This window comes from Aggregatibacter sp. oral taxon 513, assembly GCF_018128305.1.
Taxonomy (GTDB): domain Bacteria; phylum Pseudomonadota; class Gammaproteobacteria; order Enterobacterales; family Pasteurellaceae; genus Aggregatibacter; species Aggregatibacter segnis_A.
In genome coordinates this window covers 946,754-973,496 of the sequence record NZ_CP072381.1, presented here as the reverse complement: position 1 = coordinate 973,496, position 26,743 = coordinate 946,754, and the positions used below count along the sequence as shown (strand labels likewise).

Sequence of the window (26,743 nt, the reverse complement as noted above, 5' to 3'; positions counted from 1 at the left end):
CATGATCAAATATGACCTACATTGCCATAGTACTGCCTCGGACGGTATCTTGACACCATCTGAGGTGGTTTTGCGTGCTCATGAAAAAGGCGTGAATGTATTGGCATTGACAGATCATGACACCGTTGCCGGGGTTGCAGAGGCGAGACAGCAGGCAGACGCTTTAGGCATGAGGCTCATTAATGGCGTGGAAATTTCCACGTTGTGGGAAAATCGCTCCATTCATATTGTAGGGTTAGGGTTTGATATTTCACATGAAAAAATGACCGCACTTTTAGCAGAGCAAGCGAAATTACGCGAGATTCGAGCGCAAGAAATCGGGGCGAAATTAGAAAGAATCGGTGTGGAACATGCCTATTCAGAGGCAAAAAAATTAGCCGGCGACGGAGAAGTGACCCGAGCCCATTATGCCCGTCATTTAGTACAAATCGGTAAAGTTTCTAATGATGGTCAAGCCTTTAAACGTTATTTGGGGCAGGGGAAGTCGGCGTATGTCAAACCGCAGTGGGTTGATATTCCAACAACCATCGACATCATTCATCAAGCCGGTGGGGTTGCCGTGTTTGCCCACCCGTTGCGTTATACGATGACTATGAAGTGGGTACAAAAACTGACGGAAAGTTTTAAAGCATGGGGCGGCGATGCCATTGAAATTTCAGGCTGTGGGCAACGCCGCGATCAATATCAGTTGTTAGTAAAACTTGCGGAAGAACATCAACTTGCCGGCTCTATGGGGTCTGATTTCCATTTTCCTTGTGCGTGGGTGGAGTTAGGCAGACTCGCACCGTTGCCGGAGCACATTCCTTTTGTTTTAGACATAAAAAATGACCTTGCTTAATTGCAAGGTCATGTAAAACGAAAATGTACTTAAAAAGGACCGCACTTTTACGGTTTTGTCTTACATAAATCCAGCCGAGTAATAAAATCAATGAAGGCTTTGACTTTGGCTGACAAATGACGGCGGTGTGGATAAACAATGTGTAAATCCAACTCTTGTTGTCGGTAGTCCGCTAAAATCTCAACCAATTTTCCCGAAGCCAATTCTTCCTCAATAAAGAAACGTGGAGTGTTAATAATGCCAACACCGTCAACGCACAATGAAGCAAGGGTTAAGCCATTATTACACACCAGTTTAGAACGCATTTTAATACGCTGAATTTTATTGTGTTTGTTAAATTCCCAATAAATTTGATTTCCTGTGGCTTTGTATAAAAGACAGTCGTGATGTTCTAATTCTTCCGGTGTTTGTGGTGTACCATGAATGGTTAAATATTCCGGTGAAGCGACGAAGTGCATTGAGGAGGTCGCAATTTTCTTTGCCACCAAGGAACTGTCTTGCAGATAACCAATACGCAAAGCTAAATCAAATCCTTCGCTGACCAAATCAATCATGCGATCGTTAAACTCAATGTCCACGTGTAAATTCGGATGGGCTTTAACAAAACTCGCTAAATTCGGCGTAATAAATCGTAAACCGAAATCACGCGGCACGGAAACCGTTAAATTGCCTTGCAGAGACGTAGAAAGATTGCTGATACTGGATTCGGCTTCCTCCAATTCCAATAAAATCGGCTGGCAACGCTGATAATAGAGGCTGCCGGCTTCCGTTGGCACAATCTTACGGGTAGTTCGTTGTAACAAACGTGTTTTTAACTGTTCTTCTAATTGAGAAACCAATTTGCTTGCCATGGCAACGGAGATATTTTGCAATGCGGCCGCTTTGGTAAAACTTTGAGTTTCAATCACTTTGCAAAAAATTGAAATTGCGTTGAGTTTATCCATTTCTTATGCCTTTTGGAAAAAAGTAGTTGACCTACTTGAAGATAGTTAGCAATATAGCGGGCAATTTTATACAAGTTAATCGAAATTAGGTAATAATAATGACAAAATCCTTGGTTATTGTGGAGTCGCCGGCGAAGGCGAAAACCATTAATAAATATTTAGGAAACAATTATGTAGTGAAATCTAGCGTGGGCCATATTCGTGATTTGCCGACGGTGGGTTCCGCGACCGGAGAGAAAGCCAAACCTATTTCCACCAAAGGTCTTAGTGCGGAAGAAAAGCAAGCGATAAAACAACAAAAAGAACAAGATGCTTTAGTCAAACGCATGGGGATCGACCCATATCACAGTTGGAAAGCCAACTATCAGATTTTACCCGGTAAAGAAAAAGTCGTTGCTGAACTAAAATCCCTTGCCAAAAAAGCCGATCATATTTATCTCGCTACCGACTTGGATAGAGAAGGAGAGGCCATCGCGTGGCATTTGCGTGAGGTGATTGGCGGTGAGGATGAACGCTATAGCCGTGTCGTCTTCAACGAAATTACGAAAAATGCCATTAAACAAGCCTTTGAACATCCTGAAAATTTGAACATGGATCGCGTGAATGCGCAGCAAACTCGCCGTTTCCTAGATCGTGTTGTCGGTTTTATGGTGTCGCCGTTGCTGTGGAAAAAAGTGGCGCGAGGGTTATCTGCCGGCCGTGTGCAATCGGTCGCCGTGAAATTGATTGTAGAACGTGAGCGTGAGATTAAGGCGTTTGTGCCGCAAGAATATTGGGAAGTTTCCGTTCTTACTAACACACCGAAAGGTGATGAAATTCAGTTAGATGTCACGCAATTTAAAGGCAAAAAATTTGAGCCGAAAAATGCGGAACAGGTACAAAGTGCGGTGGATTTTTTAAGTAAATCCGATTATGTCATTTCTGATTTAGAAACCAAGCCGACCAGTTCTCGACCAAGAGCACCGTTCATTACGTCTACGCTACAACAAACGGCAAGTACCCGTTTGGGCTTTGGTGTAAAGAAAACCATGATGTTAGCGCAACGTTTATATGAAGCGGGTTACATCACTTATATGCGTACGGACTCCACTAATTTAAGCCAAGATGCCTTAAATATGGTGCGCGGTTATATTGAAAAACATTACGGACACGCTTATTTACCGGAAAAACCGAATTTTTACTCCAGTAAAGACAATGCGCAAGAAGCCCATGAGGCTATTCGACCTTCCGATATTCATGTTGGATTAAATGATTTAGTCGGCATGGAAAAAGATGCCGTGCGTTTATACGATTTAATTTGGCGTCAGTTTGTAGCCTGTCAAATGCCGGCTGCACAATATGACAGTACCACGTTAACAGTGACAGCAGGGGATTATACGTTAACGGCCAAAGGACGTATTTTACGTTTTGACGGTTGGACAAAAGTATTGCCGCAACAAAGTAAATCTGCTGAAGATCAAGCGCTACCGGATGTTTCTGTTAACGGTAAGCTCAATTTGTCTGCAGTGCAGCCACAACAATATTTCACTAAACCACCGGCACGTTTTTCAGAAGCCGCATTAGTGAAAGAATTGGAAAAACGTGGTATTGGCCGACCTTCCACCTATGCCGCCATTATTTCTACGATTCAGGAACGCGGTTATGTGCGTACAGAAAACCGTCGTTTTTATGCAGAAAAAATGGGCGAAATTGTGACCGATCGCTTAAATCAATCTTTTGCTGATTTAATGAGCTATGATTTTACTGCCAATATGGAAGATGTGTTGGACCAAATAGCGTCCGGCGAGAAAAACTGGAAAACCGAATTAAACCAATTCTTCAAAGATTTCTCGACTCAACTGACCAAAGCGGAATTAGACGAATTAGAAGGCGGAATGCGTCCGAATAATTTGGTCGAAACCGATATTGTTTGTCCGACTTGCGGACGCAATATGGCCATCAGAACGGCTAGCACAGGAGTTTTCTTAGGTTGTACCGGTTATTCTTTGCCACCGAAAGAACGTTGCAAAACTACTATTAATTTGATTCCGGAAGCGGAATTATTAAATGTGTTGGATGATGCATCGGAAACGAAAGCGCTAATGGAACGTAAGCGTTGTCCGAAATGTGGTACGGCGATGGATAGTTACATTATCGATCCACATCGCAAATTGCACATTTGCGGTAATAATCCAAATTGCGAGGGTTATTTAATCGAAGAGGGTAAATTTAAGATTAAAGGCTATGACGGTCCGGTTGTCGAATGTGATAAGTGCGGTGGCGATATGCACCTCAAATTAGGACGTTTCGGTAAATACATGGGCTGTACGCAATGTGATAACACCCGTAAAATTTTAAAAAATGGTGAAGTTGCACCACCAAAAGAAGACCCGATTCCTTTCCCCGAATTAAAATGCGAAAAATCGGATGCTTACTTTGTATTACGCGATGGTGCCAGCGGCGTGTTTATGTCAGCCCATAATTTCCCGAAATCTCGTGAAACTCGCGCCCCGAAAGTGGTAGAATTGGCGTTGTATCGTGAGCGTTTACCGGAGAAATTGCGCTACTTAGCCGATGCACCACAAGTCGATCCGGAGGGGAATGAGGCAATTATTCGTTTTAGCCGTAAGGAAAAACGTCAATATGTTACCTCTGAAAAGAATGGCAAAGCCACGAAATGGATTGTGGATTTTGTCGATGGAAAATGGATAGAGCGGAAGAAGTAATTTCCTTCTTCTTTATTGAAAGTTAAAAGTGCGGACTAAAAAACAGTTAAATTTTAGACCGCACTTTTCTTATTAAAAAACCACCTATAGAGGTGGTTTTTGTTTTATCAGAATACCCATAATTTTTCTGCAATAAGAAAAAATCATTAAACTGAAAGCAATTAAATTAATTTTCTTTCTTTGATGGCTTGATGGCCAATAAATTGCAGTCTAGTTTGCTAATGACATGTTCCGCTGTATTTCCTAAAAATGCGGCAGAAAGCCCCGTTCTACCAATGGTTCCTAAAATTACGAGTTCAGCTTCGATTTTTTTAGCAATTTGCGGAATCACATCTTCCGGGAAGCCTTCAACTACATGGGTATGATCGTCATTAATACCGTATTTTTGGCGCAATGCCTTCATATTAATTAAATATTGTCCACGTAAACCGCTATTGTATTCACCAGAGCTGAACTCCGGTAAATCTATAGCCATATTGATTGGCGTTGGCGGATAAGCGGTAACAAGATGGATATTGCCACGATCTAAAGATGCCGCTAAATCCATACTTAATGAGACTAATTCATCATTAAACGAGCTATGCGCTTCATTTTCATCATCAGATACGTTGACAGCGACTAAAACCCGGCGTTGGTGTTTCCAATCGCCATCTTTCACTACTAAAATAGGTACCGGACATTTACGCAGTAATTGCCAGTCAACCGGCGTCACGATTAATGATGTCAGGCTTTCTTCCGCTTTAGTGTATTTCACCACCAAATCATATCCTTGATTTTCTACTTCAGTGGCAATGGCTTCTGCCTCATTGCTGTTCCAAACAACGGTTGTAGCAAATTCAATTCCATCAGAAGCATATTTTTCAATGTAGGGTTGAATGGCTAATTTACGTTGTTCAATGACATTTTTATGCATTTCTGTACGTTCTTCCGAGGAAAGTAACGCAGACATTTCATAAGATAAATCGTAAATTGCGAGGAAAAGGGTTATTTTTACTGGGGATTGGCTTTTTTGCTCTTGAGCTAAACGAACAGCTCTAGCAAGGGCATATTGTTTGTCATTTTCAGGATTTAAAATCACCAGTATGTTATTGAATTTCATGTACAACCTCCATTTATTGGTTATAAATAGGGTAGAACATTCTTGAATAAATGACAAGGAGAGAGACTTAAAAAGGCATCCGGCGCAATTTTATGCGCCGAAAAGGGAAAGGTTAGATAACCATTTTGATTTTAGTTTTATTAGTGCCGGATAGATCGATTAACTCTGCCATATTGTTAATCGTAATGTATTTTCCTTGTACAGACAAAACACCTAGTTTTTGGAAACGGCCAAGTAAACGACTGATTGTTTCAACGGTGAGACCGAGATAATTACCGATATCACCACGTGTCATCGTTAAACGGAATTCTCGAGCGGAAAAGCCGCGTGCAGAATAGCGTTGCGATAAATTATAAATAAAAGCGGCAAGGCGTTCTTCAGCATTCATTTTTGAGAGTAATAAAATCATTTCTTGATCACTTTTAATTTCATTACTCATTAAACGCATAATTTGTTGGCGTAATTTCGGCATTTTGCCGGATAAATCATCCAAAATATCAAACGGAATTTCGCACACCATAGCGGTTTCCAGGGCTTGAGCAAAACTTGGATGTTGCATATTCATAATCGCATCAAAACCGACTAAATCTCCCGGTAAATGAAAAGAAGTAATTTGTTCTTCACCGGTTTCACTAATTGTGTAAGATTTAATCGTACCAGAGCGAATAGCATAGAGTGATGTAAGTTCATCCCCTGCTTTGAAAAGCACTTGAGATTTCTGGATAGGTTTTTTACGTTCAATGATATTATCTAATTGATCTAATTCATGTTCATTTAAAGTAAAAGGAATACATAGCTGACTAATGCTACAATTTTGACAATGGATTGCGCATCCACCAGATTGAACTCGACGTCCTAATTTTGTTTCAGTCGGTAAAATTTTCATTTATTCCCCAAATTCCAGAAAAATGGAAAAGAATCGTGTAAAATTGATCTATCTCAATAATACCACTAAATTATTAATTTAAAAAGTACAAACATTGGTGAGGAAGTATGGCTGCTGAAAAACTAACTAAAAAGCGCTTAATTCAAATTTTACTGGCGCTAGTTATTCTACTTATTGCGTTTTTTTATCGTACATTTCATTATGAAACCAACCAACAATCTCAATATCCTTCAAAAACACCTGAAAAAAGCACCGCACTTTTAGACAAAAGTAGCTAGATTTTGATATAAAAAAAGGCTAAATCGATAATGACTTAGCCTTTTTCATCAGACTTGATTAGTTGTTTGTTGTTAATGCGCCTAAATCTTTATCAACTAAGAATAAACCTTTACCATCTTCACCAAGAAGATTTAATTTATCCAAAATTCCACTGAATAATTTTTCTTCTTCATGTTGTTCAGCCACATACCATTGTAAGAAGTTAAAGGCAGAGTAGTCTTTCTCTTCAAAAGTTCTACCAACTAATTCATTGATTTTAGAGGTAATTAACTTTTCATGTTCATAAGTTAATTCAAGTACTTGTTTCAATGAGGAAAATTGATGAGGTGGTTCATCAATTTGTGTGATGATAGCCAAAGCGCCGGTCTCATTTAAATAAGTGAAGAGTTTACGCATATGCTGCATTTCTTCAGCCGCATGCTCTGATAAAAATTTTGCAGCTCCCTCGAAACCTTGTTGTTCGCACCAGGCGCTCATTTGTAAATATAAGTTAGAAGAATAAAACTCTAAATTCATTTGATCATTTAATAGTTTAATCACGCTATTTGATAACATTTTATTTCTCCTATTCTTATAAAGTTTTTAATTCACGATCAATGTAGTAGAGCGCTGTGCCACTTTCACCAAGAAGTTTGAATTTATCAACAATACTGTTAAATAATTTTTCTTCTTCATGCTGTTCAGCCACATACCATTGTAAGAAGTTAAAAGTAGAGTAATCCTTTTCTGCAAAAGTACTCTCAACTAACTCATTAATTTTAGATGTCACTAGTTTTTCGTGTTCAAGTGTTGTTTCAAAAACTTCTTTTAATGAAGCGTAATCGTGTTTAGGAGCGTCAATTTTACCTAACAAAGGCATCCCACTGGTTTCGCTCACATAAGTAAACAACTTTTGCATATGTTCCAATTCTTCATCGGCATGACGAAGTAAAAATGCTGCAGCGCCTTCATAACCATGTTTATGGCACCATGCACTCATTTGCAAATAGACATTTGATGAATAGAACTCAAGATTAATTTGTTCGTTTAATTTTGCTGTAATTGACTTACTTAGCATAACTAACTCCTTTCCTTAATATGGTTAATAGATGTATCACAATACAAAATTTGTATTTGCGGATGAATTTTACTCACATTATTGAGAATAGTCAATTTTATTTTATTGATTTTTAGTGTAACCCATTAATTTAAAAGGATTTTATAAGTAAAATCATTCTCATTTGGCTAGATTTAATGAAATGAGTTATCAATATCGCCTTTGCTCAAATTCTCTAGAGAAATGATGAGGTGTTGGAAAGAGAATCGCAGATTTCCAAAGTTTTTTGCTATTACTTATTAAATCCAAAACACTGGATAAATAGAAAACATGAAAATTTAATGTTTTTTATAGAATTACGCATCAAAGCGATATAGCTTCAAAGTAGGTAGGTTATCCTTAATATCTAAATGTGACAAATACTATTTAATATTTAACATAATATGCATTATACGAAATTAGTTATAGGGTGAGCAAAAACTACGAATTAATAAGATCACAGACTTATACACAAGTCACTCTTACTAGTAAAACTAGATGAAAAGTGATTTTTCATGATATGTAACAAATATAAAAATGAAGTTATAGACTTTAAGTTTGAAATGTAAATATTTATTCAACAAAAGTAAGAGGCGGAAAATCATAGTATATTTGCTATTGTTTCCTGTATTCCTTCGTTTTTACGCCTTACTTTATTGGAAAGTAATTTTTATGAAAGGGATGAAATTTAGGGATAGATTGCGCTACGTGAAATCTAGAGTTGTTCTCAGGGGTTATTTTTGCCAAATTTTCAAAATACATAAAAATAAAAAAACACGCTGAATTTTTATCCAGCGTGTTTTCATTATTTAATATTTAGTGACGTTGTCTCTTTTCTTCTATTGAAAAAACTTTAAAAAATTTGACCGCACTTTCTAATCAATTATCTTATTGCCATATTCATAAACTTTTTGTAATAAAGTCAGCTTTTCTTCATTGTTCTCATTTTGTGCAGCTAACTCTTGAAGGCTTTGCTCAAATCGCAAAACTTCAGCCTCTAATTTTTTCCGGCGATATTTTTGCCATTTAATTTGTTCAGCTCTGTTCAATGTGCGATAAAAATGTCTGGCGCGATAATGAAACAACAATTGAGGGATTCTTGGGTCTTGAAAACTCAGATTATGTTCAGCGAGCTTTTCGGGTTCCAAAGTGCGTAAAATAGCCATATTGTTTTTATCTGCATCACTAAAAAAGCCATTATAAAGTTCAGTTTCAACATTATCAGATGTTTCAAACTTGCGATCTTGCTGAAAAATATCTATGACTTTTTGTCGAATATCCTTAGATGCCAACAAACGCTGTTGATTTTTCTCGCATAATGCTCGATCAATCCCTAAACGTTCAGCATTTTGAGGCAATAAGGTTTTTTCCGGCGCTACAATAGGACATTTATTGATATGAATGAGCTTTAACGGAACAGGAAGCATTCCGGCCTCTAACAACATTTCTTTCTTCGTATAAAGATTTTCACGCAACTCCTCTGCCGATTTTGCCAGCAAATCATCAATATTGGCGGTTAAATCGCATACTATTACCGCATTTTTATTCGTTGGGTGCCAAGCTAAAGGTGCAATTAATGTCGTATTTCCACGGTAATTTCCTAACATTCCCGACACATGTACTAACGGCGTCATTTCTGCGGTATTAATGAGTTTTTCAATCTCTTTTTTTCCACGATTTTCAAAGAAATATTGAAATAACTTCGGCTGTTTTTGCTTAATTAATTTTGCCATTTCAATAGTGGCATATACATCGGACATGGCGTCATGAGCATTGGTATGTTCTATTCCATTCGCCTCCGTCAGTTTTTCCAAACGAAAACTCGGCATGCCTTCATCATCTAAAGGCCACTCAATGCCATCGGGACGCAAGGCATAGCATGCACGCACTAAATCCAACAAATCCCAGCGGGAATTACCATTTTTCCAGCTGTATTCATAAGGATCTATAAAATTGCGATAAAAGGTATATCGCGTCATTTCATCGTCATAACGGATATTATTGAATCCCATAACGCAGGTATGTGGTTGGCTGAATTCCTGTAAAATTCGAGCGGCAAAATCCGGTTCCGGCAGGCCTTTTTCATTACACTCCTGTGGTGTAATGCCTGTCACTAACACAGCCTCCGGAGCAGGCAAATAATCGTTGGTTTGCTTGCAATACAACACAACGGGCTCGCCTATAATGTTAAAATCGGCATCTGTACGAATACCCCCAAACTGCGCCGGGCGATCGGTTGCCGGATTGACACCAAAACTTTCATAGTCGTAAATGAAAAAGCTGAAATCGTTTTTTGCCATCATTTTTCTCAAATTTAAGCCAAGATTTTATCGAGATAATACAAACAGAAAATTGCACACAAGCTGAATACAATGCCTAACCAGTTAACTTTACTGATTTTTTCTTTAAAAATTAATGCGCCGGTAATCGTACCTAAACAAATCACCCCAATGTTCATACCGGCAAAAACCAATGTCGGATTTGCTCCAAAACTCTGATGGGCTTTTATGTAGAACAGAATATTGAAGAAATTCAGCCCCCCTAAAATAATGCCGCCAATAAAATTTGCGACATTCCATTGCGTTCGTTTGAATAACAAGTAAATAAACATAATGCAGGCAGCCAAGGAAAACGCAATGAATAGCGTCGTAGGGAATGCTCCCCCGCTTTTCGCTACTTGTTTAAACAAAATATCGATGATGCCATAACCAAACCACACACCGACTAAGCCCAAAACACCTCGAAAATCGACCACACTTTGCTCATTTGGTTTGCTTAAAAGGCAAAACAACCCGATAAATGCCAACACAATACCAACGACTTTTGATTGACTTAGGATTTCGTGGAAAATTAAAAACGCAGCGAGAATGGGTAAAAATAAGGATAAGCGTTGTGCCGCATCAGAACGTACAATACCGGCAAATTCCACAGCTTTGGACATAATGATAAACACGCTTGGTAACAAAATACCTAATGCCAAGAAAATCGGTGTATTTTCGCTTTGGACAATAAACTCACTGAATTCAAGACCTTTGAAATCCGGTTTCAATAAAAACCAACTAAGTGACAACGCCACAATATAGTTAAAGGCGATAGCTTGCTGAATAACGATATTACGCTTGCGGGCGACTTTTAATAATACAGACACCGCAACACTACAGAGAACGGCGATAATGAGGTTGTGCATAGCTAAATTTTCCTTATTAAATTATTCTTCAAAAAAATCACGATCAATTTCACAAAGCTCAATAGTTTGTTTCACATAAACGCCAACTTTATGTTTAACCATTAGATTACACAATTGATCACCATTGATTAGTATAATAACCAAATTCTGTATGTTCTTTGCATAATTAATAGCTTCTTTCGAGAAATCAGATGTTGTAATAAAAACTGCTTTTTGTGTAGGCTTATCAGAGATTGCACCTACAAATTTTTGTATTTCAGGTCGTGAAACATTATCTTTCCAGCGTTTTGCTTGAATATAAATTTTACTTAAACCGAGCTCATCTTCACTAATAATTCCATCGATTCCTTCATCAGCCCCTTTAGCTGTTAAAGATGTATAATTGCTAGTTCCATATCCCATTTTGTTTAGCAATTGCAAAACTAAATTTTCAAAAAATCTAGGATCTTTATTTGTGATTTCGTCTAATAAATTACTTTTTAATGCTGCTGTTAGTTCAAGGTAGATATCATCAATTCTTTCATTAGGTGTTTTTTCTTGAGATGTAAATTTAGCTTCCTTTTTATCCTTTGGCTTAGACTTACTTTCTTTACCATGTACTTCCTGATACCAATTCTCAAATAGTTTCTCATCCTTAGCAATTGAAAAACCCAATTCTGTTATTTGATAAATGCCACGGGATATTCTCAATAAAAGTTTCTCTCTTTCAGGTATATTATTTAGTGTAGATAAATAGGTAATTGCCCAATCTGCCCTATTTTTATAAAGTGCTTGTCCTGATTTTATTCGTTCACTTATTTGTTGTTCAGTTAAAGAAAAGTACTTTACTATGAATTGATATACATCACTACGAGAGTATTCTTTCCGATCAGAAAATAATCTTAAAATAGGAAACATCATTTCTTTATATGTTTGCATATTTGTTCCTTAACAAAAAGTGCGGTCAAAAAATACTTCATTTTTTAACCGCACTTTTTTATTTATTAAACTACTCTGTTGCGCCGAATCCGCGTAATCCGACCACATGAACGTGTTCGTGATTACCGGAGATTTTACGCACCAGTTTATAGGTGGTGCCTTTTTCCGGGCTGATGTTTTCCGGTGCAGCAATCAGTAGCTGCATATCTAGGCGTTCGCATAGCTCAAACAAAGTAGAAATGGATTTCGCATCAAGACGAGCCGCTTCGTCCAAGAACAATAAGCGGCACGGCACGATGTCTTTGCCACGAATGCGACGGCTTTCTTCTTCCCAGCTTTGTACCACCATTAAGAGGATGGACATACCGGTACCAATAGCTTCCCCTGTGGATAATGCGCCGCTTTCTGCGCGCAACCAACCATCTGCGCCACGGTAAACTTCCACTTCTAAGTCGAGGTAATTACGGTAATCCAATAATTCTTCACCGATGGTTTGCGCAGTACGTTGTCCTACATCAATATGCGGGTTGAGGCGTTGATATAGCTTCGCAATGGCCTCGGAGAAAGTCATCCGGTTGTCGCTGAACAGATCTTGATAATCTGACTGATTGCCAGATAACGCATCCAACAACATGGCATGCGTATCACGAATATTCACCACTAAACGTACCGATTTCACCTGACCAAAGGCGATATTTTGTAGGCCTTGGTTCAGCATACGAATGCGATTTTGTTCACGTTGAATGGTTTTACGCATGATATTCGCCACACTTTCAGAACTGATCGCCAATTTTTGTTCACGACCGGTCAATTCTTCCGTTAAGCGGGAAAGCTCGATTTCCATTTGTTCAATTGCATCAATCGGGTCATCGGTTTTCAGAATATCCTGACGAATACGTTCGCGCAGATGTTGATATACGGCGATAAAGAACCGCACTTTATTTTCCGGTTTACGGCTATCTTCCGACAAACGTAAGGCATCACGCAGATATTCATTGTCAGCAACCGCTGTACGCAACGCACCTAGCGCTTTATCCGACATGGAACGTAATTCATCTGCGGATAAATAGGCTAATTCACGACGATTTAAACGTTTTTCTACATCGGAATTACGGGATAAACGAAGCACCACACACCAACTCATTTTGGCTGCCGTCACCAACTCACGCTGGGTTTTATAATCACGTTCTGCTTTACGAATACGACGAATCAGATTTTCCGCTTCGCTTTCGATAAGGGTTAGTTGTTTTTCAATGTAAGAACGGCGTTGGCGATTAGTAGAAAGTTGTTGATATAACTCGTCACGACGAATTTTGGCACGTTCTTCCGCACCTTCATCAGCACGCACACCCAATTCACCAATTTCTTGCATCAATTCCTGCAACATTTGATTTTTACTGTTGAAAGAACTTTGCAATTGAATCAACACTTGATTGTACTGCGCATATTGCGCTTGAACTTGACGTAATTGTTCGCGCTGAATTTCACGTTGTTGCTGCATTTGTTCTAAACGCGCGCGTAACTGTTCGTTTAATTCAGAGGTTTCCGTTTGTACGCTTTCCGCATAATTGAAATGTGCTTTGCGTTGCACCACATCCGCCAAGGCAAAGACTTTTTGTTGCACTTGTTTTTGTAGCTGAATGGCTTGTTCATAATCGGCTTTTAAGTGCTCGTAATTTTCCGGGTCGCTTTGCAATGTGTTAGCAATCGGTTCTAATTGTGACAACGTGACACCGTGTTGACGGATAAATAATTCATCCTGCTCTGCAAAATCTAATTGCTCACGACATTCTTCAATGCGATCAGTTAAGCTATCATCAGCCAATAATGGCAATTGCGGAATTAATTTATTCAACAACTGCATTCTTTCTTTCGCATCATCTAAACGAAGACGAATTTGTTGCTCGCCGATCACCAATTGATTAAGCTCGCGCTCAATTTCATTGCGTTGTTGATTGGTCTTCGCCATCACTTGTTCTGGATTGGCTTGGAATGCCAAGGCTAAATGCAGACCAACAAACTGGCTAAAATGCTCATGTAAACGCTGGCATTTTTGCACATCAAAAGCACGTTGTGCGTACTGCTCCGCCACTTCTTCACGTTTAGCCTGTAATTCTTCTAAATGTTTTTCACGAGCCGCACGGCCGAATAACGGAATTTCAGGGAATTTGGAATAACGCAATTCACGATCGGACACCTGAACAACTACACCAAGCTCTAACTCTTGCGCGGAAAGTACGCTGTCGTCAAATGCTGCCGGATCGCCCTCGATTAAATACAAATCTTCCGGGCAATCTTCCAAATTAGCGAGTTGCTCTTTCACCGCATTCAAATCACGCACCACAATAGCGTGGCGTGCCGGGCCGTATAAGGCGGAGAAATAAGGCGCGTCTTCGATCGGCACATCATCGTATAATTCAGACAGCAACACGCCACCGAAACGTTCTGCCAGCACATTCAAACGGGCATCTTCCGAACCATCCGGCTGACTTAAACGGCTAATTTGCTCGTCTAATTGCTGACGTTGAAGTTCTAGCTGGTCGCGCTCCATGGTCAATTCGCGCTCTTTGGTCAGCTGTGATTGCATGAAATTCATCACATCCTGACTGTCTGCGAATTCTTCTCCACTCTGCTCCTGCAAGCGTTCCAATGCCGCTTGAGCGGTTAACCAAGCCGGCGCTTTACGTGCGTTTTCATCATAAAGTGCGGTTAAGTTTTCACGTTTTTGACGTAGCGTTGAACGTTGCTCAACTAAATCAGAAAGTTCGGCAGATAAATCCTCAATTAAGACTTCTTGATCGCCATAAAACGCTTCTAATTCATCCGCCGTTTCTAAGCTTTGATTCGCACGTTGATTAAAATCATTTAATAATCTCACCGCACTTTGTTGTTGATTTAAGCGCTGCTCTAACTCATGTAACTTAGCATGCAATTGCGGCGTTTGTTGTGCTTGGAGTTTTTGTGTCGGATATTCGCGTAATAATTCTTTTGCACTTTCCCATGCGGCAGAACGAGGCACTTCTCCAGCAATTTTACAAACCAACTGATAGGCTTTATCAAATTGCGTTTTCGCCGCCTCGGAAATAGACATTTTTTGCTCTAGTTCAAGCACGTTATCTGTCAACACTTCCGCTTGCGCTTCAAATTCTTCGTGATATGCCTCCACGTTTTTTACCGATAAATCGGCTAATCCACACAACGTCTTGGCTTTTTCTAAGGCTTGAATGGCTTGCTGATATTGCAATGCACGGGTTTGTTGTGCATCAAGCGCTTGCTGATAATCTGCTAATTGGGAACGCAAGTTGTCAACTTCTTGTTCTGTTTGTTCAAATTGCGCCTGACTTTCTTCCAGTTGCTCGTTAGCAGTTTCAACCACCATTTTCTGCTCTTCCAAGCGTTCGGTCAGTTCACTGACATCTTCTTGATAACGAGAGATTTTTTCCTGATGACGTAACGCATTTAACACCAAATTCAGGTGATCAAGCGCACTTTGGTGATCCACTTCCAGGATTCTTTCACTTTCGGCTAACTCAGCGGCTTCACGGCTTAATTCAACTAAACGATGTTGTGATAAATTCTGTTCAGACTTGGCTTTATACCACTCCTGACGGAAATTTAATGCGGTTTCAATGTTGCCACGACGCTCGTTGGCATTTCGCATATAATCCGCCGCCACATAATTAGTCGATTCGGTGATTAAATGTTTAAATAAATCGCGATCCGCTTGGGTGACTTTAATCGCTTCCAACGTCATGCGGTTTTCACGCAAAGCGCTTTCCATGTCTTGGAAGGCTTTTTTCACACCAAGATTTTCCGGCAATAAGTAATCACGCAAGGAACGGGTAATGGCACTGGAAATACCGCCGTATAAAGAGGCTTCGATAAGTTTATAGAATTTGCTGCGGTCGGAAGAAGAACGTAAGCGTTTTGGAATAATCCCCAAATCAAACATCATGCCATGGTAATCTGTGATGGAATGATATTGTTTAAATTGCGCGCCGCCCTGCTCAACTTTGTCTTTTAGTTCATTTAAGGTCAGTACGCGCGCTTGACGTTCGTTAATGGTTTCGGTGAAAAGTGCGGTCGGATTGACAGACAATTCTACGCCTTGAATAGAAAAGGTTTTTAAATCCACTTTTTTATCACGGCCTGCCACTTGCTGCAGACGTACACCCGCAATAATCCGTTGATGACGGGAGTTGATGGTATCCAACGCCGCGTAACACACGCCCGGACGCAATTTACCGTGCAAACCTTTATCACGCGAACCGCTTGTGGCACCGGCTTCCGTGGTGTTACGGAAGTGCAATAAGGTTAAGTCCGGAATCAACGCTGTCACAAATCCGGCCATGGTCGTAGATTTACCGGCACCGTTACCACCTGAAAGTGTGGTCACCAATTCGTCTAAATCAAAGGTACGGGCAAAGAAACCGTTCCAGTTGATGAGCGTTAAAGAACGGAACTTACCGCGTTCTACCCCACTGTTTTGATTAAAGATGACCGGCGCTACATCAGAGGATGCAATATCCATTACTTCATTTTCCAGAGATAATTCTTCAGTCATTATTCTTGTTCCTCTTCTACGAATTCGTCTTCAACGTCAGTATCGTTTTCAGTGCTTTCTGTATCGCGTTGTAATGCTGCTTTTTCAGCTTGTAAAGATTGTGGCGTTGCCGCTTCACCATCGCGAATTAAGCGTAATTGTGCTTCAATCGGATCATCACCGGCACGCACTTCTGCGCCGAAACGGAATACCGATTCAGAAATGGTAAACTTGCCACTATTCGGTTCACCTACGGTATAAATCATGCCTAAACGGCGCAAACGACCGATTGCCGCACGCACTTTTTCTGCTAATTTTTGTTTATCCAAATCGGAACCACTGGAACGTTGATTCACCGCTTTCAGTAACTTGCCTTCATCCGCTAAATTCAGCAATTCGTCATACACTTCCTGAGTACTAAAAATACCTTGTTGAGCTAGTCGCTCCGGGCTTAAATACAAATAACACAACACCTTACCCACTAACATTTCCAATTCAGTTAACACAGAACGGGCAATGAGTGTTGTCGCTTTCGGGCGTAAATAGAAAAAACCTTCCGGCGCACGAATCAGTTCGACGTTATAGCGACGATAGAACAGATCCAGTTCCGTTTGAAAATCAAGTAAAAAAGCGTGGTTATCTAAATGTTCTGTGCCGATATGTTTACCGGAACGCAACTGGCTGTCCACAGCAGGAAATAACGGGTTGGCAATGGCAGCTGCCAATTTCGGTGAAATTACATCTTGAAGGTTGTCTGTCATTATTTTTTTCTCTAACTGAATTGCTCTGTTATTGTCTTATTCGTGCGATAGCGAAATACGACTCAAAAAACGCGTGGATTTTCGACCGCACTTTTAATATTTATCAATGATATGCGCCTGAACTTCTGCGCCGTAATCGTTAATTTCTGTCCAATGCGGATAGATACCTGCCAAGTCATCGCCTGCAATACCTAAACGCACAGCCTGATCCACGATAATTCGCGCTACATCAAAATGTTGTATCAATGGATAATTTTCTAATTGTTGCTTCAACACTAAACTTAAATTAATCGGACGATTTTGTTCGCGGTAATCAATTAATAAGCCTTGCATGTGTTCGACGATTTTTTCGCGAATATCGGCTAAAGATTCAAATTGTAATTCTTCCGGCAATTCGCCCAAGGCATCTTCTTCGCGTAGTGCTAATTCCTCATCGCGCAAATCAACTAAACGCTCTGCTTGCGCTGTCCACAAGAACCAAGGGTTGTCGAAATAATGATGAATAGAATTGCGTAAACGTTGGGAAAAGACGCGATTTTTATCCATATCAATGGCGGTACGGATAAATTTATGCACGTGGCGGTCGTAGCCGATCCACAAATCGATAGCTTGTTGTCCCCAACTGATAATGCGGTCTAGCTTAGCTTGCAAATCAATGATTAATTGTTCGATAAAATACAATTCTTGGCGACCGATCACACAATCTTGAATGCGTAATAATTGCGCCTGTAATTTGTCACCGGCAGCATTTAAGGTGTCTTGGAGTTCCCGTAAATTGCCGGAGGTTTCATCTAATAATTGTTCACAGCTGGAAATTGCTGCTTGCCAATCTTTGGTTAACAGGGCGGCGATATCTTCTTTAATGCTTTGTTGATTTTCATCCATCACGCGTTGTGACAAGTCAATGCTGTCAAAAATTTCTGCAACGGAATATTTTAATGGTGCAAAAACACTACGACGCCAATAATGCTCATCGCCGTCTTCTTCAGCGGCATCAGAAGCACGTTGGATTTCATCAGCAACAATGGAAAGTTGAACGGAAAGACGTAAGGCAGAAAATTCACGTTGACGAATGTAATAATCGGATACACCAACCCCCAACGGCGTTAAGCGATAAATCGCTAAACCTTCGGTAAATTCACTGCTAAAACGGTTAAGAAAACGTTGTTTAACCAGTTCATTAATTGCATTATTAGCACGAACGGCAATTGTTTCTTGAGATTGTTCAAAGGCGGTGGAAATGTGGCGGAAAATATCGACTAAATCAGCTTCTAACATTTCGCCGTCAAAACGTTCATTATTATAAACGGCAATCGCCAGTAAAAATGCCAAACGCTCTGTCGGCAAATTTAAGGAAAACTCACGTTCTTTCGCCCAGGAGACCAGTTCGGGAATGGTTTGTGATGTGTCAAGCATGAGGGATCTCACAACAGGTTAATTTCAACAAAAAATTGTGGGAATTATACAGGAATTTGCCTTTTCTAACAGCTTGAAAATGGAAAGTGCGGTCAAAAAAACAATGGTTTTTCGGATAAAACTTATCTTTAGATTAACCTGCAACTTTTTTGATTAATTCATTCATACCCTCTTCATCATAGCCTTCTTCATATTGCATATCCTCTACGAAATCTCTCAATACTTTGCTATTTAACGCGGTACAACCGTATTTTTCCAATTTGCTTTTGGTAAAGCTGGAACGATACGCAGAGGAGATATTATTGAGGCTTATCACGCCGATGGTGGCTCGATTGCAAGGCACTTTATTGACGAACACCAAATTGTATCCTGATTCGCGGATATAGCCGGTTTTATTGATAGCCGCACTAAACATTTCGTCACGCACGAGTTTATTGGTGTTCTTCACAAAAATATTGCGCTTTCCTGTTTGGATATAGGTGGAAGAGATATTAGAAAGACGTTTAATTTCCGCGTTATTTAAAGAATATTTAGCTAGCTTCACCAAATCCATCACGCTGGACACATTACTGTTAGATAAACCTGAACTGTCGCTAAAATGAGTTGAGGTCATACCAAGCGCTCTCGCCTTATCATTCATTTTTTTTATGAATTGTTGACGGCTCATACCGGCTGAACGGGACAAAGCATGTGCAGCATAATTATCAGAATGCACCAACATCGCTTTCAATAATTCGTTGCAAGAAATGGGTGTGTATCTAGGCAATTTTGTGCTTGTGCCTTTGATGTGGTCCGCATCTTCTGCAGTAATTGAGGCTGTGCAACGGGCATTTTTGTTATGTTCCAAAAACACATTTGCCGTCATTAATTTTGTTACAGAAGCAATGGGACGCACGCTATGAGGTGAGCTACTTTCCAATATTTTATTGTGGGTAAAGTCATACACAACATAAGATTGTGCAACGGCAACCGTTGGTAGTAAAAATAATAAAGGCAAGGTTTTTGATAACATAGGATGATTCAAAGAAGTAAGCAACGGCGCTATTTTAGCAGTTTTTCAAGGTGAGATTAAATAAAAAAACCACCCTCAACAGAAGGTGGTTTTTGTCTTTATATATTCGTTATTTAAATTACCAAGCGTAGCTATAACCTAACACGGCTTTCGCACCGGAACGGGTACCTTTACTGCCTAGAGAATGTTCTAAACGAAGATCGGCATGAATAGCGTGATTACCAAATGGTACATTGAGACCTGCACCGCCTTCTAACCAAGTGCGGGCATCATTTTCGCCATATTTTTTATCACCGATTAAAACAGATTTTGCGGACATAAAATCATGCCATACGTTTGCAACAAAATACACGGTTGGGTTACGTTGGAAGTCTTTACTGTGACTTAAACGCACACCGATACGTCCACGTAAATTGTTGTCCGTACCTTGTTCAACACGGCGATCTGCATCGTGATAGAACGATTGAAGTTTCAAGCGTTGGTAAACCAATTGGGTTTGTGGTTCAAGGCGCCAGTTGGAATTACCCAATGCAAAGCTGTGACCACCTTCAACGGATAACGCACCGCTCCAACCATGTTGTCTTACTTCCGGATTAGATACAAAGTTGTATTTGTTCGTTAAGTAAGAGAATTGCGCCACTGTGTCCACATAGGCATTATTTGGTGCACGGTATAAGTGATATACACCGATATTTGCCGCAGTAGTTTTACCTTTACCGATATATTTATCTGCAATAAGCTCACCGTGTTCAGCACGATATTGGTCGTAGAAACGGCTGTCTGCACGAGAATACGCAAAATATACACCACTTAGAGATTGTGGCAGACCATTTTGCATTTCGCTACGGTTAAAGTCGTAACCTACTTGTGCGATATATTGTGAGCTGTCAACGTCTAAACGGGTACGACCCTCGGTTTCTAAACGTTTACCGGAAACTCGCGCCCACACGGCAGAATTTGGTGATTGTCTGATTTCACCACGGCGTTGATGTAAGGTATCCAACACGCTATAGCCTAATTCCATATTGACACGAGGCATTTGGATATACGCAGTGGCCGGTTCGATATAAATATCATGACCAAGTACTTTTAATGTCCAAGCATAAGTTGTGCCATTTTTCTTGGCTAACTGCGCTTCATCCGCATTTCTGGTTTTTGCTGTACCCTCAAAGATAGCTTCACTATTAGGATCATCCATCTTAATCATATCTGCAGAAAAAATATTTTCCCGCGCCTGACGAAGTACATCCCCTTCAATGAAACCATTGCGAGTTGAAACAATAGTGCGACCTGTTGCTTTACCTTTAATATGTAATGTATCAGAACTACTATTGTTATTATTCCAAGTCGTTTTTACGATTAATTTACCGCCATCAGAATGATAGTCGCCTTCCACGGTAAGGGTTTTATTTGCGTTTTCAGAGGTAAGATCAAGCGTACCTTTATTATTAAGGTTGGTTACTGTTGCATTAAAGTTATTTAACTCAAATGTCCCTTTCTCACCGATATCAACATTACTTTTAACGGAAGCGTCGCCAAAAGCATTATCTCTACCAACTTTTAATGTACCGTTAGTAATATTTACATTAGAATTAACACCACTCATGTTTCTTGGTGCAAATAAAGTGGTGCCACTACCTCTTTGAACAAAGTCTACAATCTTAGTAGTAGGCGAAGCTGAAGTCATTTCAGGGGTAAAGTTAAAATTATCTGTTTGTGCGAAATCAAATTTGACTTTTTGAGGATTCTCTTCAAGTTTAATTTTTTCTACATCAAACGTACCTGCTTTGTTGTTATCACCAATTTGGATGTTGGTTGTACCATTTCCTACTCTTAATGTCCCCGCAGTAAGTTGACCTTCATCTGCAACTAATACATTAACAGTGTTGGTTTTAGAGCTCCAATCACTGGCGGCAACACGGATTTCGGCATTTTTCGGGTACTGAAGCAATGAACCTTTACCTGTGACTGAAATTACCGTATTGGTGACATCTTCCGGGGTATCACGAAGCCATCCCCAAAAGTGAGGTGTCGGTTCAGTTCCTTCGAATTCACCGATTACCTGCCCACCATTGGAAACATATAAATTACCATTACCAAAGTTACCGATATTCATTGGATTATTGGCATTACTGTTTACAACGAGTTTACTGCCTTGCCCGTCAACGACAACAGTTCCTTTAGACTGGCGATGGTTGGCTATATGTAATGTACCTTGTATATTTACAACAGAGCCTCCATCAATTCTAAGATTGCCTTCATTACCAGTACCAGTACCAACTTGAATTAAGCCGTTAACCGTATCCGGATTGACTTTTCCAAGGGTTTCCGGAATTCCGTCATTAGTCCCAGACCAAGTAACACTTGCATTTGCTGCTAATGGGGCAGCTAATAAAAGTAATGTTAATTTATTAAGTTTGAACTTCATAGTTTTCTCTCGTCCTTTTGTTGTTGTATATATCATTGTTGATTTTATCACTCTTAGATCAGGTAAACAAATCAGCAACACGTATTGTAAGGAATTTATAAAAGTTCTTAATAAAAAAACCACCTTCAACAGAAGGTGGTTTTTGTTTTTATATATTCGTTATTTGAATTACCAAGCGTAACTATAACCTAATACAGCTTTCGCACCGGAACGGTTACCTTTATTGCCTAGAGAATGTTCTAAACGAAGATCAGCATGAATAGCATGGTTACCGAATGGTACATTTAAACCTGCACCGCCTTCCAACCAAGTGCGGGCATCATTTTCGTTATATTTGGTGTCACCGATTAAGACAGATTTTGCAGTAATAAAATCATGCCATACGTTTGCAACAAAATACACGGTTGGGTTACGTTGGAAGTCTTTACTGTGACTTAAACGCACACCGATACGTCCACGTAAATTGTTGTCCGTACCTTGTTCAACACGGCGGTCTGCATCGTGATAGAACGATTGAAGTTTCAAGCGTTGGTAAACCAATTGGGTTTGTGGTTCAAGGCGCCAGTTGGAATTACCCAATGCAAAGCTGTGACCACCTTCAACGGATAACGCACCGCTCCAACCATGTTGTCTTACTTCCGGATTAGATACAAAGTTGTATTTGTTCGTTAAGTAAGAGAATTGCGCCACGGTGTCCACATAGGCATTATTTGGTGCACGGTATAAGTGATATACACCGATGTTTGCTGCTGTTGTTTTACCTTTACCGGTATATTTATCAGCAGCCACAACGCCGTTTTCAGCACGATATTGGTCGTAGAAACGGCTATCTGCACGAGAATACGCAAAATATACACCACTTAGAGATTGTGGCAGACCATTTTGCATTTCGCTACGGTTAAAGTCGTAACCTACTTGTGCGATATATTGTGAGCTGTCAACGTCTAAACGGGTACGACCCTCAGTTTCTAAACGTTTACCGGAAACTCGCGCCCAAACGGCAGAATTTGGTGATTGGCTAATTTCACCACGACGTTGGTGTAAGGTATCCAACACGCTATAGCCTAATTCCATATTGACACGAGGCATTTGAATATAAGCGGTAGCAGGCTCAATATAAATATTTTGACCAAGTGCTTTTAAGGTCCATGCATAAGTATTCGCATCTTTTTTAGTTAATTGTGCTTCACTAGCATTGGTTGTTTTCGCTGTGCCGGTAAAGGTACCTGAATGATTTGCATCAGCAACTTTAACTACATCTGCAGAATAAATATCTTGATTCGTTTGACGAACTACATCACCTTCGATGAAACCTGTAGAGGTTGACACAACAGTGTTCCCTGTTGCTGTTCCTTTAATATCTAGCACATCAGAAGAGCTATTAGCATTATTCCAAATTGTTTTCACTAATAGTTTTCCGTCGCCACTGTAATCTCCATAAACAGTAAGTTTTTTATCTGCATTATCTGAAGTAAGATCAAGCGTACCTTGATTGTTAATGGTGCTAACAGAGGCATTAAAATTGTTTAACGCTAATGTACCTTTCTCACCAATATTCACTTCAGTGGTAACAGAATCGTTACCGAATGCATTATCTCTACCGAATGCATTATCTCTACCGACTTTTAATGTACCATCAGTAATGTCTACATTTGAATTCACGTTATTCATACCTATTGGAGCAAATAAAGTTGTGCCAGAACCACTTTGTATGAAATTAACATGAGATTCTTTCAGTGAACGATGCGTGTGGATAATAGGGGTAAAATTCAACATATCATTTTGGTCAAAGGTGAATTTTACATCTGCACTACCAATAGTAAAACGTTTAACATCTAGCGTTCCACCTTTACTTTTGTTCCCGATTTGGATATTGGCTGTGCCAGATTCTAATTGCAACACACCTGCGCTGAGTTTACCACCATTAGAAATCAACAAATCGAGGGTTGTTGCCTTATGACCTCCACCCACTACACGAATTAAGGAGTTTTTATGATAAGAAAGTTCCGAACCTTCACCATCAATAACAATTTTAGTGTCAATCGCTGTTCGAGCCGTTCCATTATGAAGAAACCATCCCCAAAAGTGAGGAGCGTTAGGATTACCATGAAATGTTGAGGTCACCTTTCCGCCCTCTAAAATAGAGAGATTCGCATTACTATAGTTACCAACATTTAACTCCCCCCTACATTTAATTCACTTCCAGCACCAGTGACAGTAAATTTAGCACCGAAACCGTCATTGTTTTGATTCCCAATATACACTGTACCTGTAGAGTTTAATTTGGAACCATTGTCGATGGTCATTTCACCCTTGGTTTGCCCGCTAGGGTTTGTTTTAGCCCCTTCCGAAATCGATAAAGGCCCATTTATAGTGTGCTCTTGATTATCGGTTATATTTGTAGCCAGATTAGAAGGAAGAAGATTATGTTCACTTCCGTTATGAGAAATACCTGCATGAGCAATAAGCGGAGCTGATAATAAAACTAATGTAAGTTTATTAAGTTTGAATTCCATTTTATCCTCGTCTTTAATTAAAAAAGGTCCTAAATTCTAGCACGCCATGCACCCCAATACAAATCAAAGGAGTGTTTCGGAAAAAAACTGACATAAAACTCACCGCACTTTTTTGATTTAATTAGAAAAGTGCGGTGAGTTTTCAAGGTATATTTCATATAAAAAAATCGCCCTACTGCGGAACAATAAGGCGATTTATTTTTAGATAAATAAGTCAGAATATTATTTTGCGTCTTGTGCGGGCGCTGCTACCGGTGCAGGATTAAATTTTTGTTCTAATTCGACACTTTGTTTTTGTAACTCGGTCATCGCATTTCTTAATGCTTCAGCTTTTTCAGCATAAGCTTTTTGTTGTTCTTGTGTTGGAGTTGGATTGATTAAACTCACATTCGCTTGTTCAACTAAAAGGGCGGTTGCTAAATTCAATACTTTTTTAGTTTGTTCTTTTACTGTTTTAATCGACTCAGATTTCAATTCCAATGCATCTAAACTTGCAATAGTATCGGCCACAGATTGATTAAATGTATTAATCGCCTCTTTTACTTTTTTGTCATCTTTTTCTTGAACTGCTGCAACTAAATTTTGTTGAAGTTTTTGTTGAGCATCTAATTGAACTTGTTCTTGAGCCTTGTTCCATTCCAATAATTTTTTATAATCTGCTTCTTCAACATCGATATCTGAAACTTTATTTTCTTCAGTTTTTACTTCAGTAGTCGTTTGTGTTTGTGCTGCTTCCGGTTTCGCTTCTGGTGCTTTGTCTGCCGGTTTGTCGCAAGCTGTTAAGAAAAGAGCCAATAATGCGGTAGCACTAATTTTTGTAAATTTGTTCATAAAAAATCCTTATTAATTGTTGATGAAAATTACTCTATTACGAGCAAAAGACGGGGCGTTAGACATAGCATGTTATGATTCGTTCAATCTTTTAAAATAAAAAAACTCCGAGAATTTCGGAGTTTTTTTCATGATTAAACGCGTTTGAAGTCAACGTGAACCAATTTTGGTTTGAACGGGTGACGTTGCATTGCTTGTGCTTTTACTGCAACTTCTTTACCGTCGATAACTAAAGTAATCACATCGGAATAGAATGAATCGTGTGCTTGAGCGTTGTTAACTTCATCATGGTTTAAGATAATAGAAACCGGTGCTTCGCTACCACCGTAAACGATAGCAGGAATTTGACCGTTATGACGCAGGCGGCGGCTCGCACCCTTACCTTGCGCTGTACGAACTTCAGCGTTAAATTTAAATGCCATTGTTATGTTCTCTTTTGTAAAGATTAAAATTAAAAAATCGCAGGCGACCCAGCGATTTCCACAAATTTTGCTCAAAGCCTGAACTTTGAGGTGGTGCATTATAATGAATTCGTGGTGCTAAAGCAAACGAAAATCTTGTTAATTTTCCTAGATATTACGCTAAAAAACGGGCTAAAATAAGGCGTTATTTTTATTGAGTTAAAAGAGTATTCGATGGAATTTTTAATTAACTTTTTTAGTGATTACGGCTATTTTGCCGTGCTATTTGTTTTGATTATTTGTGGTTTTGGCGTGCCGATTCCCGAAGACATTACCTTAGTGTCCGGTGGTGTTATTTCCGGTTTGGGTTATACCAATGTGCATATCATGTTAGTTGTGAGTCTATTTGGTGTCCTCTTAGGTGATAGCACTATGTATTGGCTGGGACGTATTTATGGCACAAAAATTTTACGTTTCCGCCCTATTCGACGCTTTTTAACCTTAGAGCGTTTACGTATGGTTCGGAGCAAATTTGAACAATATGGCAATCGTGTTTTATTTGTTGCCCGTTTTTTACCGGGATTACGTGCACCGATTTATATGGTTGCCGGCATTACCCGTCGCGTGAGTTTTATTCGCTTTCTTTTATTAGATTTTTTTGCCGCCATTATTTCTGTACCTATTTGGGTTTATTTAGGGGATTTCGGGGCAAGTAACTTGGATTGGCTACATGAGCAAATCAAAAAAGGACAGTCCATTATTTATATTTTAATTGCGCTTTTAGCAATCTATCTGGTCTGGAAATGGCGTAAAGGACGTAAAAATACTGGCAAAAAAGCATAAAGTGCGGTCAAAAATCAAAACGTTTTTCTAGTTACTTTAAGCCCATAAAACAAAACCCCAT

Annotated in this window: 21 protein-coding genes; 4 read left to right on the top strand and 17 right to left on the bottom strand. The window is 39.6% G+C overall.

What is annotated here, in order from left to right; genetic code table 11:
• The first annotated feature begins 1 nt into the window (after nucleotide 1).
• Entirely contained in the window at nucleotides 2-838 is an 837-nt protein-coding gene (locus tag J5A60_RS04690) for a PHP domain-containing protein (RefSeq protein ID WP_212509616.1), read from the top strand.
• Nucleotides 839-885: 47 nt separating this feature from the next.
• Here J5A60_RS04690 and J5A60_RS04685 read toward each other — a convergent pair whose 3' ends face one another.
• Nucleotides 886-1,782 (bottom strand): LysR family transcriptional regulator, encoded by an 897-nt coding sequence (locus tag J5A60_RS04685; RefSeq protein WP_212509615.1) that lies wholly within the window; start codon nucleotides 1,780-1,782, stop codon nucleotides 886-888.
• A 98-nt stretch (nucleotides 1,783-1,880) separates the two neighbouring features.
• Between J5A60_RS04685 and topA the strand changes: the two genes are divergently transcribed.
• The gene (gene topA / locus J5A60_RS04680) at nucleotides 1,881-4,487 is read left to right on the top strand and encodes a type I DNA topoisomerase (protein WP_212509614.1); all 2,607 of its coding nucleotides are present in this window, start codon (nucleotides 1,881-1,883) and stop codon (nucleotides 4,485-4,487) included.
• Between the two features lie 166 nt (nucleotides 4,488-4,653).
• Here topA and uspE read toward each other — a convergent pair whose 3' ends face one another.
• A complete protein-coding gene (gene uspE / locus J5A60_RS04675) occupies nucleotides 4,654-5,586 on the bottom strand; it encodes a universal stress protein UspE (RefSeq protein WP_212509613.1) in 933 nt (310 codons plus the stop codon).
• 112 nt (nucleotides 5,587-5,698) lie between these two features.
• Complete coding sequence (locus J5A60_RS04670) at nucleotides 5,699-6,472, bottom strand: FNR family transcription factor (RefSeq protein WP_212509612.1); 774 nt, start codon at nucleotides 6,470-6,472, stop codon at nucleotides 5,699-5,701.
• 107 nt (nucleotides 6,473-6,579) lie between these two features.
• Between J5A60_RS04670 and J5A60_RS04665 the strand changes: the two genes are divergently transcribed.
• The gene (locus tag J5A60_RS04665) at nucleotides 6,580-6,750 is read left to right on the top strand and encodes a hypothetical protein (protein WP_212509611.1); all 171 of its coding nucleotides are present in this window, start codon (nucleotides 6,580-6,582) and stop codon (nucleotides 6,748-6,750) included.
• 58 nt (nucleotides 6,751-6,808) lie between these two features.
• Here the strand turns inward: J5A60_RS04665 and ftnA (J5A60_RS04660) are convergent, their stop codons facing one another.
• The 14 genes from ftnA (J5A60_RS04660) to rplY form a co-directional block, all read right to left on the bottom strand.
• Nucleotides 6,809-7,306, bottom strand: coding sequence for a non-heme ferritin (ftnA, locus tag J5A60_RS04660; protein WP_003686798.1), 498 nt, complete (start codon nucleotides 7,304-7,306; stop codon nucleotides 6,809-6,811).
• Between the two features lie 16 nt (nucleotides 7,307-7,322).
• Complete coding sequence (ftnA, locus tag J5A60_RS04655) at nucleotides 7,323-7,808, bottom strand: non-heme ferritin (RefSeq protein ID WP_109858854.1); 486 nt, start codon at nucleotides 7,806-7,808, stop codon at nucleotides 7,323-7,325.
• An 893-nt stretch (nucleotides 7,809-8,701) separates the two neighbouring features.
• Nucleotides 8,702-10,126: an exodeoxyribonuclease I gene (gene sbcB / locus J5A60_RS04650; RefSeq protein WP_212509610.1), complete on the bottom strand. Its 1,425-nt coding sequence runs from the start codon at nucleotides 10,124-10,126 to the stop codon at nucleotides 8,702-8,704.
• 14 nt (nucleotides 10,127-10,140) lie between these two features.
• Entirely contained in the window at nucleotides 10,141-11,013 is an 873-nt protein-coding gene (locus J5A60_RS04645) for a DMT family transporter (RefSeq protein ID WP_212509609.1), read from the bottom strand.
• A gap of 21 nt (nucleotides 11,014-11,034) precedes the next feature.
• Nucleotides 11,035-11,931, bottom strand: a complete 897-nt coding sequence (locus J5A60_RS04640) for a restriction endonuclease (protein ID WP_212509608.1) — start codon at nucleotides 11,929-11,931, stop codon at nucleotides 11,035-11,037.
• A 70-nt stretch (nucleotides 11,932-12,001) separates the two neighbouring features.
• Nucleotides 12,002-16,495, bottom strand: coding sequence for a chromosome partition protein MukB (gene mukB, locus J5A60_RS04635; protein WP_212509607.1), 4,494 nt, complete (start codon nucleotides 16,493-16,495; stop codon nucleotides 12,002-12,004).
• A complete protein-coding gene (gene mukE, locus J5A60_RS04630) occupies nucleotides 16,495-17,235 on the bottom strand; it encodes a chromosome partition protein MukE (protein WP_006718195.1) in 741 nt (246 codons plus the stop codon). Before mukE ends, mukB begins: the two co-directional genes overlap by 1 nt.
• A gap of 93 nt (nucleotides 17,236-17,328) precedes the next feature.
• A complete protein-coding gene (gene mukF / locus J5A60_RS04625; RefSeq protein ID WP_006718191.1) occupies nucleotides 17,329-18,651 on the bottom strand; it encodes a chromosome partition protein MukF in 1,323 nt (440 codons plus the stop codon).
• A gap of 133 nt (nucleotides 18,652-18,784) precedes the next feature.
• Nucleotides 18,785-19,663, bottom strand: a complete 879-nt coding sequence (locus J5A60_RS04620) for a D-alanyl-D-alanine carboxypeptidase family protein (RefSeq protein WP_006718189.1) — start codon at nucleotides 19,661-19,663, stop codon at nucleotides 18,785-18,787.
• A gap of 118 nt (nucleotides 19,664-19,781) precedes the next feature.
• Nucleotides 19,782-22,091 carry an autotransporter outer membrane beta-barrel domain-containing protein gene (locus J5A60_RS04615; RefSeq protein WP_032997874.1) on the bottom strand — a complete coding sequence of 770 codons (2,310 nt, stop codon included), beginning with the start codon at nucleotides 22,089-22,091 and terminating at the stop codon, nucleotides 19,782-19,784.
• A 168-nt stretch (nucleotides 22,092-22,259) separates the two neighbouring features.
• The gene (locus J5A60_RS04610; RefSeq protein WP_249113864.1) at nucleotides 22,260-24,215 is read right to left on the bottom strand and encodes an autotransporter outer membrane beta-barrel domain-containing protein; all 1,956 of its coding nucleotides are present in this window, start codon (nucleotides 24,213-24,215) and stop codon (nucleotides 22,260-22,262) included.
• A 50-nt stretch (nucleotides 24,216-24,265) separates the two neighbouring features.
• Nucleotides 24,266-24,607: a hypothetical protein gene (locus J5A60_RS09545; RefSeq protein ID WP_249113863.1), complete on the bottom strand. Its 342-nt coding sequence runs from the start codon at nucleotides 24,605-24,607 to the stop codon at nucleotides 24,266-24,268.
• Nucleotides 24,608-24,829: 222 nt separating this feature from the next.
• Entirely contained in the window at nucleotides 24,830-25,438 is a 609-nt protein-coding gene (locus tag J5A60_RS04605; protein WP_212509606.1) for a lipoprotein HlpB, read from the bottom strand.
• A 134-nt stretch (nucleotides 25,439-25,572) separates the two neighbouring features.
• Nucleotides 25,573-25,860: a 50S ribosomal protein L25 gene (gene rplY / locus J5A60_RS04600; RefSeq protein ID WP_109432345.1), complete on the bottom strand. Its 288-nt coding sequence runs from the start codon at nucleotides 25,858-25,860 to the stop codon at nucleotides 25,573-25,575.
• A 213-nt stretch (nucleotides 25,861-26,073) separates the two neighbouring features.
• Between rplY and J5A60_RS04595 the strand changes: the two genes are divergently transcribed.
• Nucleotides 26,074-26,682: a DedA family protein gene (locus tag J5A60_RS04595; RefSeq protein WP_006718177.1), complete on the top strand. Its 609-nt coding sequence runs from the start codon at nucleotides 26,074-26,076 to the stop codon at nucleotides 26,680-26,682.
• Nucleotides 26,683-26,743: the final 61 nt, after the last annotated feature.

Bases quoted from the DNA above. Each gene is read 5' to 3' on its own strand.
- J5A60_RS04690 (WP_212509616.1), top strand. From the start codon at position 2: ATGATCAAATATGACCTACATTGCCATAGTACTGCCTCGGACGGTATC.
- J5A60_RS04685 (WP_212509615.1), bottom strand. From the start codon at position 1,782: ATGGATAAACTCAACGCAATTTCAATTTTTTGCAAAGTGATTGAAACT.
- topA (WP_212509614.1), top strand. From the start codon at position 1,881: ATGACAAAATCCTTGGTTATTGTGGAGTCGCCGGCGAAGGCGAAAACC.
- uspE (WP_212509613.1), bottom strand. From the start codon at position 5,586: ATGAAATTCAATAACATACTGGTGATTTTAAATCCTGAAAATGACAAA.
- J5A60_RS04670 (WP_212509612.1), bottom strand. From the start codon at position 6,472: ATGAAAATTTTACCGACTGAAACAAAATTAGGACGTCGAGTTCAATCT.
- J5A60_RS04665 (WP_212509611.1), top strand. From the start codon at position 6,580: ATGGCTGCTGAAAAACTAACTAAAAAGCGCTTAATTCAAATTTTACTG.
- ftnA (WP_003686798.1), bottom strand. From the start codon at position 7,306: ATGTTATCAAATAGCGTGATTAAACTATTAAATGATCAAATGAATTTA.
- ftnA (WP_109858854.1), bottom strand. From the start codon at position 7,808: ATGCTAAGTAAGTCAATTACAGCAAAATTAAACGAACAAATTAATCTT.
- sbcB (WP_212509610.1), bottom strand. From the start codon at position 10,126: ATGGCAAAAAACGATTTCAGCTTTTTCATTTACGACTATGAAAGTTTT.
- J5A60_RS04645 (WP_212509609.1), bottom strand. From the start codon at position 11,013: ATGCACAACCTCATTATCGCCGTTCTCTGTAGTGTTGCGGTGTCTGTA.
- J5A60_RS04640 (WP_212509608.1), bottom strand. From the start codon at position 11,931: ATGCAAACATATAAAGAAATGATGTTTCCTATTTTAAGATTATTTTCT.
- mukB (WP_212509607.1), bottom strand. From the start codon at position 16,495: ATGACTGAAGAATTATCTCTGGAAAATGAAGTAATGGATATTGCATCC.
- mukE (WP_006718195.1), bottom strand. From the start codon at position 17,235: ATGACAGACAACCTTCAAGATGTAATTTCACCGAAATTGGCAGCTGCC.
- mukF (WP_006718191.1), bottom strand. From the start codon at position 18,651: ATGCTTGACACATCACAAACCATTCCCGAACTGGTCTCCTGGGCGAAA.
- J5A60_RS04620 (WP_006718189.1), bottom strand. From the start codon at position 19,663: ATGTTATCAAAAACCTTGCCTTTATTATTTTTACTACCAACGGTTGCC.
- J5A60_RS04615 (WP_032997874.1), bottom strand. From the start codon at position 22,091: ATGAAGTTCAAACTTAATAAATTAACATTACTTTTATTAGCTGCCCCA.
- J5A60_RS09545 (WP_249113863.1), bottom strand. From the start codon at position 24,607: ATGGAATTCAAACTTAATAAACTTACATTAGTTTTATTATCAGCTCCG.
- J5A60_RS04605 (WP_212509606.1), bottom strand. From the start codon at position 25,438: ATGAACAAATTTACAAAAATTAGTGCTACCGCATTATTGGCTCTTTTC.
- rplY (WP_109432345.1), bottom strand. From the start codon at position 25,860: ATGGCATTTAAATTTAACGCTGAAGTTCGTACAGCGCAAGGTAAGGGT.
- J5A60_RS04595 (WP_006718177.1), top strand. From the start codon at position 26,074: ATGGAATTTTTAATTAACTTTTTTAGTGATTACGGCTATTTTGCCGTG.